The organism is Acidovorax sp. 94 (assembly GCF_003634645.1).
Lineage (GTDB): Bacteria > Pseudomonadota > Gammaproteobacteria > Burkholderiales > Burkholderiaceae_C > Acidovorax > Acidovorax facilis.
On the sequence record NZ_RBJA01000001.1, the window covers coordinates 755,023 to 773,148 of the forward strand.

Below are 18,126 nucleotides of genomic sequence, written 5' to 3' on the forward strand. Positions count from 1 at the left end.
TGCGCAGTGGGATGGCGGTGGTCTGGCAAGGCTGACAATGCCTGCCCACCGTCCCCATGTTTTTCGCTGCCCTTGGTTTTGGCTCGGTGTACCAGCCTTCGTTAGTCCACAACTCCATGTCCCCTGATTCCTTTGCCGATCTTCTGTCGGTCTACATGCGCCGCATCCGCGCCAGCGCCTCCGGCGTGGCCACCGAGATCGGCCTGAGCCGTGAGGCGGTGAACAACTGGCGCAACGGCATCTCGGTGCCCAACCCGCGCTCGCGCGACAAGCTGGTGGCCTGCACCCGCTACCTGCGCCTGACCGAGAGCGAGGCCAACCGCCTGCTCAGCGCAGCTGGGTTTGCACCAGAATTTCCCCTGCAGGCCGAATCCACCGGCGCGCAGCCGTTTGCCGCGTTCCAGGACAAGGTGTTTGCGCAACTGGCCCAGGCGGTGCCATACCCCATCTCGCTGCTGCTGTCGCCCGCGCACTGGGGCCAGCCGCCGTTCCGGCACGAGCTGCTGCAGCGAGCCCGCGCGCAGTACGGCGAAGGCTCGGTGCTGCACATCCAGCCGCCCTACAGCGTGAGCACCGTGCCCGCCGAATACTTCGCCGCCATCGGCCGCCAATGTGGCCTGGGCGATGTGGCGTCGGACTACGAGTTTGAATCCGCGCTGGAGCGCCGCCTGCTGGCGGGTGAGCGCATCTTCTGCCTGGTCAGCCGCTTTGAGCAGGGAACGCCCGCACTGCGCGAAACCCTGGCGGGCATCTTGCGCAGCCTGAGCGAGATGCACAGCGGCCGCCTGCACCTGCTGCTGTGCGGCGGCGAGGCGCTGGCCGACCTCAAATACCGCAGTGGCGATCTCTCCCTGCTCAACATTGCGCAGGTCCACCACTGGCCCGACCCGTCGCTGGACGACCTCACGCAACTGGCCCGCCACCGCTGGCCCGAGCACACCTGGACCGAGCCCGTGGTGGCCGACTTGCAGGCGCTCAGCGGCGGCCATCCCGCGTTGTTTGAAGAAGGGTTGCAGTGGCTGGTAGACCAAGGGGTGGGTGATGGTCATGCATCGTCTGCTGCGTTGCGCACCCACCTGACCAGCAGCCCACGCCTGTGGCAAACCTTTTTGCCGCTGGCCCAGACACCCGCCACGCGCACGCGCTTGCAGCAGCTGCTGCAGGCCGACGATCTAGGCCGCGCGCGGCCCTATCTGCAGGACGACGAACTGCGCAGCCTGTTCTGGGGCAACCTCATCCACGTGCGCGGCACGGGCGATGCGGCGCGGCTGCACTGGCGCTGCGCCACCATCCGCGATGCAGGCTTGATGGTGCTGGACGCATGCTCGAACGCTTGAGCCCCTTTTTCTCCAGGGCCGTGGTGCGTGCCGTGGTCATTGCGGTGGTCACGCTGTTCGTGGCCAGTGCGCTGTTCACGCCCCAGCTCAATCCGGTTACGCGGGGCTCGTTCCTGGCGTCGGTCAATGTAGGCCCGGTGTGGGGCGAGCTGGTGCAGTGGCGCGTCGCCATGATCGAGGCGCGCAACGAGCTGGATGGCTGGCCCAAGGACATCCACCAATACGCGCCGCCCATTGCCAACCCGCAGCTGCGCGTAACGTCCCCGCGCCCCAACGTGCTGCAGGCCGACATCGCCCACAACCCCGAGCTGGGCAAACTGGCAGGCACGCAGGTGGTGGTGGAGCTGAAACCTGGCACCCACACCTGGACGTGCCGCCCCGGCAACCCGCCCATTCCACCCGGCTATCTGCCCATCAACTGCCTGGAAGGCAGCACCGACGACTTTGAGCCCGCCAAACCTCCCACCCATACCGCCGATGCAGATCCGTTTGCCTGGCTGCGCTCGCTCATCCTGTGGTGCGGCGTGATCTTTGCCGTGGGCGCCGTGGTGTGGGTGGTCCGCCACCCCATGATTGGCGCGGGCCAACTGCGCCCCGCGCGCCTGCGCCGCACCCCGCTGGCGCGGCTGCCTCAGATCGACCGGCTGCTGCGCTGGCTGCGGCGGCTGGAACCCACGCTGCTGGCTGCCGACATTCGTATGGTGGACTGGCGCCGCGCCGTGGCCTGCGCCCAGCCCACGGGCGGCGAGCGCGCCCCGGCATTGGCCCGCGCGCTGGCCGAGCGCGTGTCGGCCCGCTGCCAGCCCAGCACGGATTGGGCGCTGCCCGGCCAGGTGTTCGAGTGGCAGTTTCCGCCCGACCTGCCCGTGTCGCTGGACCGTTGTTTGGTGTTTGTGCCCACCCCCGGCATAGACGAAGCCACCGTGCTGCGCCAGCTGCGTGCCACGCAGATGGGCAGCGATGTGCTGCTCATTCTGAGCGAGCACAGCGTGGATACCCCCTGGCCGCTGCTGCGCGCCCATGCCGACGACCGCGCCAATCTGCATGTGATGGTGGACAGCGCCAGCCAGACCGAATGGCTGATCGGCGGCGACGCCCTGCAAGTGCTGCTGCGCCAACTGGCCGCGCAGCTGCGCATCACCCGCATCTCGCCCTACCAGACGCGCGGCGGTGTCACACGTGAAGGCGCCTTCTTTGGCCGCGCGCAACTGCTGGCCCGCGTCATCAACCGTGAGCCCGCCAACTACCTGGTGGTGGGTGGGCGCCAGCTCGGCAAAAGCAGTCTGCTCAAGGCCGTGCAGCGCCGCATGGCAGGCCACCCGCACACTGTGTGCCATTACGTCTCGCTGCGCGACCACCGCCTGGCGCCACGCATGGCGCTGCAGTTTGGCCTGCCCGCCGACACACCGCTCGAAGCCATCGTGGACCACCTGCAGGCGCAGTACCAGGGCAAGCGCCTGGTGCTGCTCATCGACGAGGCCGACCTGTTCTTCCGCGACGAATCGGCCAACGGCTACGTGCAGCTGTCCACCCTGCGCGCGCTCAGCGAAGAGGGCCGCTGCTGGTTCATGCTCGCGGGCTTCTGGGACCTGTACGCCACCGCCGTGCTCGACTACCAAAGCCCGCTGCGCAACTTTGGCGAGGTGCTGACCATCGGCGGCCTGGAGCGCGCCGCTTGCCGTGAACTGGCCACCGAACCACTGCGCAAGCTGCGCCTGGGCTTTGACAACGAAAAACTGGTGGATCGCCTCATCGACGCCAGCGGCCAGCGTGCCAACCTGGTGGCCATCCTGTGCCAGGAATGCCTGGAGGCGCTGTTGCCCGGCGAACGTGTCATCGAAGCCCGCCACCTCACCCAGGCCCTGGCCTCGCAAGCCGTGCAAGACGCCTTGGCCGGCTGGGGCCGCCTGAGCCACGACGAAGCCGCCTGCCGCCTCGACCGCATCGTGGTCTACCACACAGCCCAGGCCGGGCAGACCAGCCTGGTCACCCTGGCCCAACTGCTGCAAAGCCACGGCATCGCGGGCGACGCGCAGGCCCTGCGCCAGTCACTGGCACGCCTGCAGCTGGCCTACGTGCTGCGCAAACATGAGGCAGGCGAATACCGCTTTGCCATCCCGCTGCTGCAGGACCAGTTCGAGCCGACTGAGGTGGAGTTGCTGCTGCACCAGGAGCTGGCGGTGCTCGGTCGCGGGTGAGCATGAAGCCTAGGAAGCCTCTGCACGAATCACCGCGCCGTGTGCATCTGCGGATCGGGCGGTCTGCGTCGCAAGCAAATGTTCGCAATAGCTACGGCTATTGCTGCGCTTTGCGCCTGGCAGCCCATCCCTATGCGCAGCGCACCAGTGCCGCTCGATTCCTGCAGAGGCTCCTGGGGTAGTTTCCGCTGGCGGGTTGAACCCCAGCGGCAGCCCCTACACTGCGGCCATCTGATCCCCCCCAGGCCGCGAGGGCTTGGACTTCTACAGGAGGTTTGGACAATGCCCATCCAGCTCGATCACCTGATGGTGCCCGCCCGCGACAAGCTGGCCGCCGCCCGGCTGCTGGCCGAACTGCTCGGAGTGCCCTGGTCCAAAACCGGCGTGGGGCCGTTTTTCCCTGTGTTCGTGAACGATGGTTTCACCATCGACTTCGACGAATGGCCCGAGCCCATTCCGCGCATCCACTACTGCTTTCGCGTGAGCGATGCGGAGTTCAACGCCATCCTCGCGCGCATCCAGGCGGCGGGCATCCCGTACCGCAGCGCGGTGCACGGCCCCGTGGACAGCCAGGTGGACACAGCGCACGGTGGCCGCATCGTGTACTGGAACGAGCCCGATGGGCACCAGTGGGAGATGCTGACCGTGAGCTATGCGCGCGCAGCCGCCACCTAGGCGGCTGGATTTCAAGCAAATTTGGCCGCCAGCGCTTGTTGCATAAGCGCTGATAGCTATCAAATTTGTACTTTTGCCGCCTGTGAATCATGGCCGCTGCGCCATCACCTGCGCATACAGCGCCTGCGCCGCCACAGACAGGCTCTCGTCCCGCCGCCGTACCAGATAGATCTGTCGCGTCAGCCCCGGCAGCGACAACGGCCGCGTGACCAGCCCCGGCTGGTCAAAGTGGAACAGCGTGAGCGCGGGCACCACGCTGATGCCCAGCCCGGCGCGCACCATGCCCATCACGGTGGCGAGCTGCTCCACCTCCATCAGCGTGTGCATGGCCTGTGGGTGCAGGGCGGCCTCCAGGTACTGGCGCACGCTGCTGGTGCGCGCGAGGTGGATGAAGGGCCAGGCGGCCAGATCCTGCGCGGTGATGGCCTTGCGGCGGCGGGCCAGCGGGTGGTCGGCCGGGCACACCAGGTAGAAGTTGTCGCTGCAGAACGGCTCGGCCTGCAACGCGGGCGTGTCGGCGCGGATGGCGGCCAGCGCAAAGTCGGCATGGCCGCTGGCCACGCGGTCGATGCAGGGCTCGGACAGCACATCGGCAATGTCGATCTCGATGCCCGGGTGCGCCGCGCGGTACTGTGCCAGCACACCCGGCAGCCAGCCTGCCGCCAGTGACGGCAGCAGCGCCACGGCCACGCGCCCGCGCTGCAGCGTGGCGGCGTCGCGCACGGCCGAAAGCGCGCTGGTGATCTCGATGCGGATGCGGCGGGCCGACTCCAGAAAATTCTTCCCCTCGGGCGTCAGGTCCACATGCCGCGTGCTGCGGTCGAACAGGCGCAGGCCCAGGTCGTCCTCAAGCGCGCGGATAAGGGCGCTGAACGCGGGCTGCGACAAATGGCACAACGTGGCGGCGCGCGTGAAGCTGCGCTGCTCGGCCAACACAAGGAAGGCGTCGAGCTGGCGACTGGAAAGGTGGGCGGCGCTCATGCGGGGTGGGTGTGATTCATCTGTTTTTCAGATGGATTCATCGTAACAATCGATTTCACAGAAGGCCGCCATGTTCCTACATTCACGGACAGGAGACAACGGATTGATGCCGAACGACCAAAAAACCAACCTGCTGGTGGGCTGCGCCGCCGGCTTCTCGGGCGACCGCACCGACGCGGCCCTGCCCGTGGTGCAGGCGCTCATCGCCAGCGGCCAGCCTGCGGTGCTCATCTTCGAGACGCTGGCCGAGCGCACGCTGGCACTGGCCCAGCTGGCGCGCCGAGCCGACCCCGATGCAGGTTATGAACCCCTGCTGGTGGACCTGCTGCGCCCCGTGCTGGCGCTGTGCCTGGCGCACGGCGTGCGCATCGTCAGCAACTTTGGCGCGGCCAACCCGCACGGCGCGGCGCGGCGCATCGACGCGCTAGCGTCCGAGCTGGGCTTGGCCCGCCCGCGCATTGCCGTGCTGCAAGGCGACGACCTGAGCGGCCCCGAACACCGCGCGCTGCTGCAGGGCGCAATGGGCAGCGCCATGCCCACCGAGCCCGTCGTCAGCGCCAACGCCTACATCGGCGCGCAGGCCATTGCCGATGCGCTGCGCGCTGGCGCCGACATCGTGGTCTGCGGCCGCGTGGCCGATCCGTCGCTGGTGCTGGGCCCTGCGCTGGCGCACTACGGGTGGGCGCTGGACGACTGGGACCGGCTGGCCCGCGCCACCATGGCCGGGCATCTGCTGGAATGCGGTGCACAGGTGTCGGGCGGCTACTTTGCCGACCCCGGCTACAAGGATGTGGCGGGCCTGGCGCAACTGGGCTACCCCATTGCCGAGATCGACGCCGACGGCCACTGCACCATCACCAAGCCCCCGGGTACTGGTGGCTGCATCACCGAACGCACGGTGAAGGAACAGTTGCTGTACGAGCTGCACGACCCGGCGGCGTACCTCACGCCCGACGTGGTGGCCGACATCACCACCGCCCGCGTGACCACGGTGGGCGCTGACGCGGTGCGGCTGGAGGGCGTGCAGGGCCATGCACGGCCCGCCACGCTCAAGGTCAATGTGTGTTTTGAATCGGGCTGGTTTGCCGAGGGCGAAATCTCCTACGCCGGCCCTCGCGCCGAGGCTCGTGCCCGGCTGGCGGGCGAGGTGCTGCGCGAGCGCTTGCAGGGCCTGGGCCCGCTGCGCATCGACCTGATTGGCGTGACCAGCATCTTTGGCGACGACACCAGCCGCTGGCTGGATGCATCCGCCCACGGCAACGACGAAGCCGGCAATGCCCCCCGTGATGTGCGCCTGCGCGTGGCCCTGCAGCACCGCGACCACGCCAGCGCCCAGCGCCTGGTGCGCGAGGTGACCGCGCTGTACACCTGCGGCCCCGCAGGGGGCGGCGGCGTGCGCACGGCGATGCGACCGCGCCTTGGCACCGTGTCGTGCCTGGTGCCGCGCGAGGCCGTGTCCGTTTACTTCGAGATGGTGGATTGAGGACTCAAGCCATGACCACTACAAACCTTACCGTCATTGTTCCCTTGTATCGCCTGGCCCACAGCCGCACCGGCGACAAAGGCAACCGCTCCAACATCAGCGTCATCGCCTGGCACCCCGCGCTGTGGGATGTGCTGGTCGATCAAGTCACCGAGACCGCCGTGGCACAGCAGTTTGTGCAGCGCCGCCCGCGCCAGGTCACGCGCTACCTGCTGCCCCAGCTGCAGGCCATGAACCTCGTGCTGGACGACGTGCTCGACGGCGGCGTGAACGACTCGCTCAACCTCGATAGCCACGGCAAGGCGCTGAGCTACCTGCTGCTCGATATGCCTATCACCGTGCCCGCCGATCTGGGGCCGCACTTTGGCGGCCCCACGGCCTAGGCCTTCCATTTCGCTTTTCCATCCATACCAACACCAGGAGACAACATGACCCATTCATCCCCCCGCCGCGCTCTGCTCGCCACCGCCGCAGTGCTGGCACTCGGCGCATTGCACGCCCCCGCTGCGCTGGCCCAGGCGGCCGGCGCCTACCCCGCCAAGGCCATCACCTTTGTCGTGCCCTTCGCCGCAGGCAGCGCCACCGACCAACTGGCCCGCGCGCTGGGCCAGTCCATCACCAACGACACCAAGCAGCCCGTGGTCATCGACAACAAGGCGGGCGCCAGCGGCATGATCGCCGCGTCGGCCGTGGCCAAGTCGGCGGCCGATGGGTACAGCGTGCTCATCACCACCAACACCACACATGCCGCCAACGAGCACCTGTACAAAAAGCTCTCGTACGACCCAGTGAAGGACTTTGCCCCGGTCACCGGCCTGGGCAAGGGTGGCCAGGTGCTCGTGGTCAACGCCAGCGCGCCGTACAAGAACGTGGGCGAGCTGCTGGCCTTTGCCAAGAAGAACCCCGGCAAGCTCAGCTTCGGCAGCGGCAGCTCATCGAGCCGCATGGCGGGCGAGATGCTCAAGCAGCTGGCAAGCGTGGACATCCTGCATGTGCCTTACAAGAGCAACCCGCTGGCCATCACCGACCTGCTGGGCGGGCAGATCGATTTGATGATCACTGACACCTCCACAGGCGTGCCGCAGGTCAAGGCGGGCAAGCTGCGTGCGCTGGGCTACTCCACGCAAAAGCGCAGCACCCAGCTGCCCGACGTGCCCACGCTGGACGAAGCGGGCGTGAAGGGCTACGACATGGGCTACTGGTTTGCGGCCTATGTGCCAGCAGGCACGCCCGCGCCCGTGGTGGCGCGCCTCAACGAGCTGCTGACCGCCGCCACCAAGAGCGCAGCGGCCAAGAGCTTTTTCGAGAACGCGGGCTCCGAAGCCTGGACCACCACGCCCGATGAACTGGCCAAGTTCCAGGCCGGCGAAACCCAGAAGTGGGGCAAGGTGATCAAGGCAGCGGGGATTGAGGCGGAGTAAATAGAAGGCTTGGTAGCGGCGGGGGGTAACACGCGCTGCGCCGGGTCTTCACTCCCTCTCCCCTCGCGGGAGAGGGCGGGGGAGAGGGGGCTCTTCTTCCGAGCGCCGCGCCCCATGCTCCCCCTCTCCCCAACCCTCTCCCACCAGGGGAGAGGGAGTGTCAGCGCGCCTTCAAAGTGTTGCGAGAATCAAGCCAAATCGGCCTCTACCGCTTGATGGGTAAGCGCTAGAAGCTATCAAATTGATAGTTCTCTGGTAAGGTGGCTATCCTCTCACCACGGCACCCCCGCAAACCGCGCCACCAAAAAATCCAGCAGCGTCCGCACCGCAGGCGACAAGTGCCGGCGCGACGGGTACAGCGCATAGATCGTCATCACCGGTAAGTCCCACCCTGGCAGCACAGCCTGCAGCTCGCCACGGTGCAGGTAGGGGTTGACCAGATACGTCGGCTGCATCGCAATGCCACCGCCCGCCAGCGCGGCGCGCATCAGCGTGGTGGCCTCGTTGGCGCTGAAATGGCCGCTCACGCCCACACGCTCCACCACCTCGCCGCGCGTCAGCTGCCACACGCTTTTGCCAAAGTTGGCGTAGCTCAGGCACCGGTGCTGCGCCAGGTCGGCGGGTTGCTGCGGCACGCCGTGCGCGGTCAAGTAAGCGGGCGAGGCCACCAGCACCGAATCACACCGCACCAGTGGCCGGCCGATGAGCAGCGGGTCGGGCTCGGCGCTGATGCGGATGGCCAGGTCGATGCGCTTTTCCACCAGGTTCAACGAGCCTTCGCTCGCGTCCAGGTCAATCTTGAGCTGCGGGTGTTGCGCCAGAAAGTCCGCAATCGCCGCACCCATCTGCGCAAACGCAAACGACACGCTGCAGGTCAGCCGCAGCTGCCCGCGCAATGCGCCTTCGGTGGTGGTGGCGGTTTCTTCTTCCAGGTCTTGCGACAGCGCCAGCATCTGCTGGCAGCGGCGCAGCGCGTGTTCGCCCGCGTCGGTCAGCGTCACGCTGCGGGTGGTGCGCTGCAAGAGCCGCGCCTGCAGCCACTGCTCCATCTCGCCCACATAGCGCGTGACCATGGCACGCGACATATCGAGCTTGTCGGCCGTGGCGCTGAAGCTGCCGCTGGTGGCGACTTCGGCAAACACATGCATGGCTGTCAGGCGGTCCATAAGGGGCTATTTGATCGATTGGTGAAACAAATATGCGCGAATTATCGGGTTTATTGGATCGATTTGCGCAAATAAACTTCATTCCGTCATCTGCACCACCGCTCAACACACCGGAGAAACCACCATGTTCCGCACCACCCTCATCGCCACCACCCTCGCCGTTGCCTTCACCGGCGCCCAGGCCGCCCAGCCCCTGCAAGTCAAGGTCTACAACGCCGACGGCAACAGCTTCAACGTCAACTCCACGCTGGTCTATGGCGAGAAGGAAGCCATGGTCATCGACGCCGGCTTTACCCGTGCCGACGCGCTGCGCATTGCCGCCAACGTGCTCGACACGGGCAAAGAGCTGAAGACCATCTACGTGAGCCAGGCCGACCCCGACTACTACTTTGGCGTCGAGACGCTGAAAGAAATCTTCCCCAAGGCCGACGTGGTGACCACGCCCGCCGTGCTGGAGAAGATCAACGCCAAGCTGGCTGGCAAGCTCGCCTTCTGGGGCCCCAAGATGGGTGCCAATGCACCGCGCACGCCCGTGCTGCCCAAGGCGATTGCTGGCAACACGCTGAGCGTGGACGGCCAGACCGTGGAGATCCGTGGCACCACCGGCCTGCTGGCGCACCGCCCGTATGCGTGGATTCCATCCATCAAGGCCGTGGTGGGCACCATCGGCGTGTTTGGCACCAACACCCATGTGTGGACGGCCGACACACAAACGGTGGCCGAGCGCAGCGCCTGGGTGGCCCAGCTCGACGAAATGGCCGCCCTGCAGCCCACCGTGGTGGTGCCCGGCCACATGCCCGCCGGTGGCGCGCTGGATGCCGCCAACATCAGCTACACCAAGGGCTACCTGCAAGCGTTTGAGAAGAACGCCGCCGCCACCAAGACCAGCGCCGAACTCATCGACGCGATGAAGAAGGCCTACCCCGCAGCGCCCATGGGCCTGTCGCTGGACATCGGTGCCAAGGTCAACAAGGGCGAGATGAAGTGGTGAGATGACGTGCTGAAAGCTGTCAAAGCAAGTTGTTGAAAGAAAGGAACCAGATCGTGACCACGCACCCGCTCCAACAAGTCCTGCAGCACCTGCACGCCGGGCGCTGGAGCGCGGCGCACGATCTGGTGCAGCACGATGGCTCCATGCTCGCAGCCTGGCTGCACGGCATCCTGCACCTGCAGGAAGGTGATTTGGAGGATGCCGAAAACTGGTACGACCGCGCCGCCCGCCATTTCCGCAGCCGGGGCACGCTGGCCGAAGAGATTGCGGCGTTTGAAGCCGCACTGATTGCGTCCGAAACATCAGACCCTCAAGAAAGAACCTGACCCATGCCCAACGTCACCGTGACCTACTTGTTTGACCCCTTGTGCGGCTGGTGCTATGCCGCCGCGCCCGCGCTCAAGTTCCTGCAAGCGCAGAAGGGTGTCGAGGTGGTGCTGGCCCCCACCGGTCTGTTTGCAGGCGCAGGCGCACGGCCCATGGACGCGCAGTTTGCCGCCTATGCTTGGTCCAACGACCAGCGCATCCAGCAGCTCACAGGCCAGCCCTTCACGCAGGCCTACCGCGATCAAATTCTGGGTGCTGTGTCCGGTCGCTTTGATTCAGGCCCTGCCACCCTCGCGCTGACTGCCGTGGTGCAGACCGCGCCTGCGCATGAACTGGGAGCCTTGCACGCACTGCAGCACGCACGCTATGTGGAAGGCCGCGACACCGCAGAACCGGAGGTGCTGGCGGACCTGTTGCGGGCTTTGGGCCTGGCCGATGCCGCCGCATTGACGCTGGCACCCGACGCCGCACTGCACAGCGTGGTGGCCGAGCGCGTAGCCCGCGCCCAGGCCACGCTGCGTGCCGTGGGTGCCCGGGGCGTGCCGCAATTGGTGGTGAAGGGGCAGGGCGGTGCGCTGCGGTTGATCGGAGGCGATGCGCTGCTGGGGCCGCGCGAGAAACTGGTAGAGCACATCCTGGCGGCCTGAGGCCCTGAACCCAAGGAGGCAGCGCTCAGGCCTTGGGCAGGAGTTCGCCCCGTCGGCCCAAGGTCCGCACCATCTGCTCATACATCGCATCCACGGCCGGTGAGCGCAGCGACACCTTGCTGCGCAGCACCGCCACGTTCATCGAAGCCAGCGGCGGCAGGTCAAACTCCGCCGGCAGGTTCTGCAAGATTTGCAAATGGGCCGGGGCGCTGCACCGCGTGAGCACCGCCACCGCCAAACCGCTCTCCACAGCAGCCAGCTGGCCCGCCAGGCTGGAGCTGTGGTAAACGATGCGGTAGGCCCGCCGCCGCGTGCCTAGCGCGGCCAGGGTGGCCTGCCGCGCCATGCTGGCCGATTCATACACCGCAATCGGCAGCGGATCGCGCCGCCAGGCCTCGAACTGGGCAGCCCCCACCCACACCAGCGGCTCGTCGAACAAGAAGCGCCCGCGTTGCGGCTTGTCTTGCGAGACCAGCGCCAGGTCCAGCTCGCCCTTCACCACACGCGGGATCAGCGACGTGGACTGCTCGCACGTCAGCTCAATCTCCACCCCCTGGTAGCGGTGCGAAAAGCTGCGCAGCACTGGCGTGAGGTAAGCCGACGCATAGTCGTCGGGCACCCCCAGCCGCACCCGGCCCGCCAGCTTGGGGCCAAACAATGCGGCATGTGCCTCAGCCTGCAAATCGAGCACGCGGCGCGCATACGACAGCAGTTCGGCGCCCGCAGGCGTCACCTCCAGGTGGCGCGGTCCGCGCAGCAGCACCGGGCGGCCCAGCGCGGCCTCCAGCTTCTTGATCTGCATGCTCACGGCCGACTGTGAGCGGTGCACCAGCGGCGCCGCGCCCGAGAGCGAGCCTGCATCCACCACGGCCACAAAGGCACGCAGCCAGTCGATTTGAAAGTCTGGGTAGTTCATGGGGGCCTTTATCGGTCGGAGCAGTGACGACAGTGGTGGGGCTCTCGGTGGGTTGGTAAATTCGTTTATCGAATGGTAGCTGTTCGATTTATCCGTTTTACAGGATGCCTGTAAAGCGTGAGCATCGGCGGCATGAACCACTCCAAAGCCAGCACCGTCGCATCGCCATCCCTGGCCACCGCACCGCAGCCCGTCAATGCCAATGCCCTCACCCGCGAGCGCGACGGCCAGTGGCTGCTCATCGCCGGTGGCGTGCTGCTGGGCACCATCGGCGTGTTTGTGGAAGAGGCGGGCCAGCACCCGCTGGTCACGGTGTGGTTCCGCTGCGCATTCGGTGCACTGGCGCTGCTGGCCTGGTGCCTGGCCACGGGGCGGGGACAGCAACTTTTTCTGTACGGCCGTGCCCGCTGGGTGGCCTGCGCTACGGGCGTGCTCATGGTGCTCAACTGGGCGCTGTTCTTTGCAGCCATCCCACGCACATCGATTGCCGTGGCCACCGTGATCTTTCACATCCAGCCCATCTGGGTCATCGTGTTTGGCGCGCTGTTCTTGCGCGAGGCCGTGTCGCCCACGCAGTGGCTGGCCACACTGGCCGCGCTGGGCGGGCTGGTGCTGACCACGGGCTTGCTCGACGGCACCGCAGCCGCCGCAGCGGCCAGCAGCACCGGCGGCGGCAGCTATGTGGCTGGCGTGCTGATGTGCCTGGGCGGTTCGCTCTGCTATGCGGGCGTGACGCTGCTCGCCAACACGCAGAAAACCATCAGCCCCTTTGCCATGGCGCTGTGGCAGTGCCTGGTGGGCGCGGTGGCGCTGGCGTGGGCGCCCTTTGTGCTGGGCTGGCCGCAGCAGGGCGCCGCGTGGGGCTGGCTGCTGGGCCTGGGCGTGCTGCACACCGGCCTGGCGTATGTGGTGCTGTTTGCCGGCATGTCGCGCCTGGGGCTGGGGCGCATTGCGGTGCTGCAGTTTGTGTACCCGCTCACGGCGGTGCTGGTGGACTGGGTGGTGTATGGCCGCACGCTCAGCCCCATCCAACTGGGCGGCGTGGGGCTGATGGCTGTGGCGCTGTGGACGATTCGGCGGCCCCGTTCGATGGGGGTGGGTACTCCGGGCCCCACCACCGCAAGCCGCTGATCAGGCCCGCCCCCCGCTCAATGTGTGAAATGCGCCCATTGCTTGTGAAGAATTTCGCTGTAATTTCCTGTAATCGCCAAACCGCTTTGGTGGCGCCACCATGGGCTCACTTCATCAACACGTGATGAAGCCGAGGGCGCCGAAAATCGTCACAGAGTAGGCATGAAGGGGAACTTGGCAATGAAAAAATTCATGACTGCGGTCTGCGTGTTGCTGCTGTGCGGCACAGCCTTTGCGAGGCCGACCTATGTATTCCAGCCTCAGTGGAATCAACCCAACAACAACGATGTGAACAACGGCGCCACCGGGCAGCCCTACATCCAGACTCAGATTGAGGCGTTCCTCAACAATGCGAAGGACCGCCGTTCCAGCGCACCCCTGGCCAGCCAGATTCTGGACTCGTGTGGTGTGGTCGAGGTCGAAAAAGGCTGCCATCAGGCCACGGATCCGCACATCACTATTTGGGTGGATAACCGGGTCAAATCCAACCAGGTCAAAGCGTGCCAGAAGCTCAACCCAGGCACTGCCGTGCACGCGAACGGCTGTTGACGGCACCACAACTTACCCCCGCCGGGAACGTCGTGCTGGATGGGGGTAGATAGCGCAAATCCGTTCGGGCTGCGCCTGTCAATGGCCCACCAGGTGATTGGGCAGGCTCAGCGTGAACGGCCCGTTGTGCTCGCAGGCCGTAGAGGAACGCCTCCGCAGAAATTATGCCAAAAAAGCTATCCAGCGCTTGATGGATAAGCGCTTCAAGCTATCAAATCAGTAGTATTCTGGTGGTGTGCACTACGGCGATTCCGTCAGTTGCACCACCACCGACCGATGATCCGAACCCAAGTCCGGCCCGAGGTCAAAACGCACCTCCCGCCAGCCCGTTCAAGCGAGCACAGGGTCCGGCGGCAGCACCGACAACCTTTCCCACGCGCTGGGCCAGTTGGCCACCATGCCCTTGGCGCGGCGCAGGAGAGCATCCAAGGCTACCAAGACCAAAATCGACGCGGTATGGGGTGTGCCCGCTGCCTCTATGTGCGTGCAGGGTGCGCGCGCCGCCATCACACGCCGCCATCACATGCGGAACTGACGGCACTGGCCTACAGCTGCCCGCAAATCGGGCCGCCCATACTGCGTTGATGAAAACGCACCTCTGCTCCCACCGCTTCACCCAGGGGCCGCTGGCGTTGGCCCTGGCAGGGTCCATGGCTCTGGCCCTGGCCCAGCCGGCCACCCCTGGCCCCGGCCTGGGTCCGAACCCGCAATTGCCCGCACCGGAAAAGAGTGGCCTGGTGCCCACCTTCAACATCGCACCTGCACAGGGTTGGCCGCAGGGCACCCAGCCGCAGGCCCCTGCGGGGTTCAAGGTCACGGCGCTGGCGCGTGGGCTGGACCATCCCCGCTGGGTCTACACCCTGCCCAATGGCGACGTGCTGGTGGCGGAAAGCAACAAGCCACCGCCTGCAGAGGGCGCCAAAAACGTGCACTCCGACGGCCTGCGTGGCCTGGCCATGGGCCTGGTGATGAAACGCGCTGGTGCTGGCACGCCCAGCGCCAACCGCATCACGCTGCTGCGCGATACGGACGGTGACGGCGTGGCGGATGTGCGCACCGCCTTTATGCAAAACCTGCTCTCACCCTTTGGCATGGCGTTGGTGGGCACCCAGCTCTTCATTGCCACGGCCGACGGTGTGGTGAAGGTGCCTTACGAAACCGGGCAGACCTCGGTCAACACGGCACCCGTCAGGGTCACCGATCTGCCCGCCGGGGCCAACCACCACTGGACCAAGAACATCATCGCCAGCCCCGATGGCCGCAAGCTGTATGCCACCGTGGGCTCCAACAGCAATGTGGGTGACAACGGCATGGCGGCGGAAGAGGGCCGCGCCGCCATCTGGGAGGTGGACGTGGAGACTGGCAGCAAGCGGCTGTTTGCCACCGGCCTGCGCAACCCCAACGGCCTGGGCTGGGAGCCGCAGAGCAAGCTGCTCTGGACGGTGGTGAACGAACGCGACGAGTTGGGCAACGAGCTGGTGCCCGACTACCTCACCTCGGTGAAGGACGGCGCCTTTTACGGCTGGCCCTGGAGCTACTGGGGCCAGCATGTGGACACCCGTGTCAACCCGCCCAACCCCGACATGGTGGCCAAGGCCATCGCCCCCGACTTTGGCCTGGGCTCACACGTTGCGCCGCTGGGCCTGGCGTTCTCCGACGCCCGCATGCCCGGCGCCTACGCCAGCGGCGCGTTCATCGGCCAGCACGGCTCGTGGAACCGCAAGGAGCTGACGGGCTACAACGTGGTTTTCGTGCCCTTTGCCGACGGGCGCCCCTCGGGGCCTCCCCAGCCGTTTCTGATGGGCTTCTTGAGCAAGGACGGCGACGCCTATGGCCGCCCGGTGGGCGTGGCGCTGGACGGCAAGGGCGCGTTGCTGGTGGCCGACGACGTGGGCAACGTGGTCTGGCGCGTGGTGCGGTCCGAATGACGTCTGCGTAGGTGCTCGGCCCTTCGTTGCGGTGGTTCGCATGACCGTCACGGGGCCACAGCAGACTATCCTGCGGCTTGCGGGGCTTGGCCCCTGTGCCCGCCACGCGACGCTCCGTAAAGCCCCGTTCAGAAATTCCGCAACCAGGAATCGGCACCCATGTCTTTTGCAGCCACCCATTGGCCCCACGCCGCCCAAGTTAACAGGGTTGCCCGCATCCTGGCCAGTTGTGTGTGCGTGGTGGCGCACGCCCATGCCCATGCGCAAGATGTTCCGGCCGATCCCGCCCAGTCACTGCCCACCACGCCCCCCACACTTGAAGCCCAGCAGGTCACCGGCAGCGCGCAGGCGCAGCGCCAGTTTGACAGTGCCGCCAGCCACAGCAGCGTGGCCGTGGATGCCTTCACGGCCCCCACGCCATTGGTGAACCTGTCAGAGCTGCTGGCTGGGCAGGCTGGCGTGGTGGCCACAGACCGCGGCAACTACGCGCAGGATCTGCAGATCGCGGTGCGGGGCTTTGGCTCCCGCGCCACCTTTGGTGTGCGGGGTGTGCGGATTCTGGTGGATGGCATCCCCGCCACCATGCCCGACGGCCAGGGCCAGGCGGCCACCGCGCACCTGCCGTCGGCCAGCCAGGTCGAAGTGTTGCGCGGCCCGCTCGCGCAGCTGTATGGCAACGCGGCAGGGGGCGTGGTGCAGGTCACCGCCCGCGATCCCCGGCCCGGCGGTGGCGCCCAGGCGGGGGTGGCGCTGGGCTCGTTCGGCCAGCGGCTGGTGGACGCATCCATGGACTTTGGCGACCAGCGCCTGGGCGGGCTGGTGGGCGTGTCGCACTTCGAAACCGAGGGCTGGCGCGGCCACAGCGCCGCGCGGCGCACGCACCTCAACGCCAAGCTGCAGGCCCAGCCCGACAGCCGCACGCGCATCACGGCCCTGGTCAACCTGTACGACCAGCCCCAGGCGCAAGACCCACTGGGCCTCACGCGCGCGCAATTCGATGGCGACCCGCGCCAGGCCAGCGCCCTGGCCACCACCTTCAACACCCGCAAGTCGGTGGGCCAGAACCAGCTGGGCCTGGTGCTGGAGCGCCAGCTCAGTGACACCGACAGCGTGCGGCTGCGCGCCTATGGCGGTGGGCGCCAGCTCACGCAGTACCTGTCGTTCAGCGGTGCGGCGGCCAACAGCGCAGGCGGGGTGGTGGACCTGGACCGCAGCTACCACGGCGCGGCCGCCACCTGGACGCGGGCCGTGCGCCTGCCCTCGGGCCTGCCCCTGACCTGGACGGTGGGGGCAGAGGCGAATCGCCTGTCTGAACACCGCCAGGGGTTTGTGAACAACGCGGGCACCAGCGGTGCGCTGCGGCGCGACGAGCAAGACAGTGCCGCCAACACCGATGTGTATGCCCAGGTCGACGCCTGGCTCTCCCCGCGCTGGCGCGCCATCGCAGGGCTGCGCGCCAGCCAGGTGCGCGTGCAGGTGGATGACCGCTACATCACCCCCGCCAACCCCGACGACAGTGGCGCGCGCAACTGGCGCCACACCAGCCCCGCGTTGGGTCTGGTGTGGGCCGCCACCGACCAGCTCAACCTGTACGCCAACGCAGGCCAGGGCTTTGAAACCCCCACGCTGGCCGAGATGGCCTACAGCACCGGCAACACCGGCCCCAATTTCGGACTGGCTGCCGCCCGCAGCCGCCAGTGGGAGGTGGGCGCCAAGTGGCAAGGCACCCACCAGCAGCTGGAGCTGGCATGGTTCGACACCCGCAGCCAGGGCGAGATCGTGCCCGTGGCCACGGTCAACGGCCGCTCGGTGTTCCAGAACGTGGACAACGTGCGGCGCCGGGGGCTTGAAGTGGGTTGGCGTGCACAGTGGGGCACCTGGGCCCCGCGCGCCAGCTACACCTACCTGGATGCCCACTTTGGCAGCGCCTACGCCGGGGCAGGAGGCGCCAACGTCGCCGCAGGCAACCAGTTGCCGGGCACAGCGCGGCACGCTGCGCAACTTGCCATCGACTACGCGCCCACCACACGCTGGCAACTGGGTGCCACGGCGAACGTGTCGGGGCCGGTGTTTGCCAACGATGTCAACAGCGAGCGGGCCGCCGGTTTTGCCGTGCTGGGCCTGCACGCGGCCTACGGCTGGGGCGGCCAACAAGCAGGTCCAGGTGCAGGTGCAGGCACGGCGCGCTGGCAGCTCTGGGCCCGGCTCGACAACGTGTTCAACCGCCACCACGCGGCCACCCTCATCGTGAACGACGCCAATGGCCGCTACTTCGAGCCCGCCGCGGGCAGGCGCCTCATGGTGGGGCTGCGCGCGCAGTTCATGTAGTCGAGGTGGTCTGGCCCCGGGGCACTTCCATCGCCACGGAAGGGCCTG

At 67.0% G+C, this 18,126-nt stretch carries 16 protein-coding genes; 13 read left to right on the top strand and 3 right to left on the bottom strand.

Annotation, left to right across the window (positions count from 1 at the left end; all coding sequences use genetic code 11):
- Window positions 1-116 precede the first annotated feature (116 nt).
- From C8C94_RS03535 to C8C94_RS03545, 3 genes are all read left to right on the top strand, one after another.
- Window positions 117-1,337: a hypothetical protein gene (locus C8C94_RS03535; RefSeq protein WP_199731182.1), complete on the top strand. Its 1,221-nt coding sequence runs from the start codon at window positions 117-119 to the stop codon at window positions 1,335-1,337.
- Window positions 1,322-3,535 (top strand): ATP-binding protein, encoded by a 2,214-nt coding sequence (locus C8C94_RS03540; RefSeq protein ID WP_121419730.1) that lies wholly within the window; start codon window positions 1,322-1,324, stop codon window positions 3,533-3,535. The genes C8C94_RS03535 and C8C94_RS03540 overlap by 16 nt, the downstream gene beginning before the upstream one ends.
- A 282-nt stretch (window positions 3,536-3,817) precedes the next feature.
- Complete coding sequence (locus C8C94_RS03545; protein WP_121419731.1) at window positions 3,818-4,210, top strand: VOC family protein; 393 nt, start codon at window positions 3,818-3,820, stop codon at window positions 4,208-4,210.
- Between the two features lie 87 nt (window positions 4,211-4,297).
- Here the strand turns inward: C8C94_RS03545 and C8C94_RS03550 are convergent, their stop codons facing one another.
- The gene (locus tag C8C94_RS03550) at window positions 4,298-5,191 is read right to left on the bottom strand and encodes a LysR family transcriptional regulator (protein WP_121419732.1); all 894 of its coding nucleotides are present in this window, start codon (window positions 5,189-5,191) and stop codon (window positions 4,298-4,300) included.
- Between the two features lie 106 nt (window positions 5,192-5,297).
- Here C8C94_RS03550 and C8C94_RS03555 point away from each other — a divergent pair, with 106 nt between their 5' ends.
- From C8C94_RS03555 to C8C94_RS03565, 3 genes are read left to right on the top strand one after another with little or no spacing between them, the layout of a single operon-like run.
- Window positions 5,298-6,674 (top strand): acyclic terpene utilization AtuA family protein, encoded by a 1,377-nt coding sequence (locus tag C8C94_RS03555; protein ID WP_121419733.1) that lies wholly within the window; start codon window positions 5,298-5,300, stop codon window positions 6,672-6,674.
- Between the two features lie 11 nt (window positions 6,675-6,685).
- Entirely contained in the window at window positions 6,686-7,057 is a 372-nt protein-coding gene (locus tag C8C94_RS03560) for a hypothetical protein (RefSeq protein WP_121419734.1), read from the top strand.
- A 45-nt stretch (window positions 7,058-7,102) separates the two neighbouring features.
- Window positions 7,103-8,095, top strand: coding sequence for a tripartite tricarboxylate transporter substrate binding protein (locus C8C94_RS03565; RefSeq protein WP_121419735.1), 993 nt, complete (start codon window positions 7,103-7,105; stop codon window positions 8,093-8,095).
- A gap of 272 nt (window positions 8,096-8,367) precedes the next feature.
- On the opposite strand, the gene C8C94_RS03570 is transcribed toward C8C94_RS03565, so the two are convergent.
- The gene (locus C8C94_RS03570; protein WP_121419736.1) at window positions 8,368-9,261 is read right to left on the bottom strand and encodes a LysR family transcriptional regulator; all 894 of its coding nucleotides are present in this window, start codon (window positions 9,259-9,261) and stop codon (window positions 8,368-8,370) included.
- Window positions 9,262-9,385: 124 nt separating this feature from the next.
- Here C8C94_RS03570 and C8C94_RS03575 point away from each other — a divergent pair, with 124 nt between their 5' ends.
- The 3 genes from C8C94_RS03575 to C8C94_RS03585 are packed head-to-tail and all read left to right on the top strand — an operon-like array spanning window position 9,386 to window position 11,226.
- A complete protein-coding gene (locus C8C94_RS03575) occupies window positions 9,386-10,252 on the top strand; it encodes an MBL fold metallo-hydrolase (RefSeq protein WP_121419737.1) in 867 nt (288 codons plus the stop codon).
- Window positions 10,253-10,305: 53 nt separating this feature from the next.
- Complete coding sequence (locus C8C94_RS03580; RefSeq protein ID WP_233573380.1) at window positions 10,306-10,578, top strand: hypothetical protein; 273 nt, start codon at window positions 10,306-10,308, stop codon at window positions 10,576-10,578.
- Between the two features lie 3 nt (window positions 10,579-10,581).
- Window positions 10,582-11,226: a DsbA family protein gene (locus C8C94_RS03585; protein ID WP_121419738.1), complete on the top strand. Its 645-nt coding sequence runs from the start codon at window positions 10,582-10,584 to the stop codon at window positions 11,224-11,226.
- Between the two features lie 25 nt (window positions 11,227-11,251).
- On the opposite strand, the gene C8C94_RS03590 is transcribed toward C8C94_RS03585, so the two are convergent.
- Window positions 11,252-12,142 carry a LysR family transcriptional regulator gene (locus tag C8C94_RS03590; RefSeq protein ID WP_082437627.1) on the bottom strand — a complete coding sequence of 297 codons (891 nt, stop codon included), beginning with the start codon at window positions 12,140-12,142 and terminating at the stop codon, window positions 11,252-11,254.
- Between the two features lie 132 nt (window positions 12,143-12,274).
- Here C8C94_RS03590 and C8C94_RS03595 point away from each other — a divergent pair, with 132 nt between their 5' ends.
- From C8C94_RS03595 to C8C94_RS03610, 4 genes are all read left to right on the top strand, one after another.
- Window positions 12,275-13,273, top strand: a complete 999-nt coding sequence (locus C8C94_RS03595) for a DMT family transporter (RefSeq protein ID WP_121419739.1) — start codon at window positions 12,275-12,277, stop codon at window positions 13,271-13,273.
- A 180-nt stretch (window positions 13,274-13,453) separates the two neighbouring features.
- Window positions 13,454-13,822, top strand: coding sequence for a hypothetical protein (locus C8C94_RS03600; RefSeq protein ID WP_121419740.1), 369 nt, complete (start codon window positions 13,454-13,456; stop codon window positions 13,820-13,822).
- A gap of 584 nt (window positions 13,823-14,406) precedes the next feature.
- Entirely contained in the window at window positions 14,407-15,750 is a 1,344-nt protein-coding gene (locus C8C94_RS03605) for a sorbosone dehydrogenase family protein (protein WP_121419741.1), read from the top strand.
- A gap of 159 nt (window positions 15,751-15,909) precedes the next feature.
- A complete protein-coding gene (locus C8C94_RS03610; RefSeq protein WP_121419742.1) occupies window positions 15,910-18,078 on the top strand; it encodes a TonB-dependent receptor in 2,169 nt (722 codons plus the stop codon).
- The last annotated feature ends 48 nt before the right edge of the window (window positions 18,079-18,126 follow it).